Here is a 795-nt window from a genome sequence, read left to right on the forward strand (position 1 = left end):
CGCTCGCTCACCGTCGGCCCGTCGTCACCGCAGCGTTGACATACGAACCCGTCGTTGCCCCCAGCCGCCCCCATGTGTTTGAGATTGAGCAGGGACGTTCAGGGTCGAAAGGGCGCGTTCGGGTCGCATCGGCGCGCGGCCGTTGTGGGGCCCGAGCCAGGCGGCGCTGTGCTCTCAGCTCGGAAGCCTGGGTGATCCATGGCTCGTTGCCTTGCCGACCTGCAGCGGAGCGGTGTTGGCGTCTGGTGCCGCACGCCATCAAGAGGCCGGGACATCCCTGGCTTGATCGCTTCTGGCGCGCTCGGCGGGGCCGTGAGGCGGAGCTGCGGCTTGCGCGGGTGGATGCCGCACCGCTGATGCGGATCCCACGAGCCGAATCTAGACTGGCGAAGGTGTGAAAAGTCCTGATTAGGGAGATACGCACCATGGCCAAGCGAGGCAACAAACGACGCGGCCGTAAGAAGAAGAAGGCCAACCACGGCAAGCGCCCCAACGCCTGAGCCGACCGAGCGCGCCGCCGAGGGTCCGGCGCCCTGTTCCGTTTGCTTGAAATCAAGGATGCATGACACTGGGATACACCCACCAGCGAGATCACCTGCACGATCGCTTTGCCGACGACGTGCGCGCCGACGAACCTGGCCGGGTCACCGGCTGCAGTCGCTGGGCCCTGCACCGCGGCTTCCGCACGCTCTGACGCCGGGTCACCACGCGTAACCGCCGCCGAATCGGGCTCGATGGCGGTCGCCGAGGCGATCATTCCTTACCTGACAGAGAGGGACGGGGCAGACCGAGTCG

General features: G+C 66.8%; 2 protein-coding genes. Both read left to right on the forward strand.

What is annotated here, in order from left to right; all coding sequences use genetic code 11:
- Positions 1-425 precede the first annotated feature (425 nt).
- Positions 426-500 carry a 50S ribosomal protein bL37 gene (locus tag ACTWQJ_RS51910; RefSeq protein ID WP_099504217.1) on the forward strand — a complete coding sequence of 25 codons (75 nt, stop codon included), beginning with the start codon at positions 426-428 and terminating at the stop codon, positions 498-500.
- 62 nt (positions 501-562) lie between these two features.
- The gene (locus ACTWQJ_RS51915; RefSeq protein ID WP_443313283.1) at positions 563-694 is read left to right on the forward strand and encodes a hypothetical protein; all 132 of its coding nucleotides are present in this window, start codon (positions 563-565) and stop codon (positions 692-694) included.
- The last annotated feature ends 101 nt before the right edge of the window (positions 695-795 follow it).

It is taken from the genome of Streptomyces sp. KR55, assembly GCF_052245645.1.
Lineage (GTDB): Bacteria > Actinomycetota > Actinomycetes > Streptomycetales > Streptomycetaceae > Streptomyces > Streptomyces flavusporus.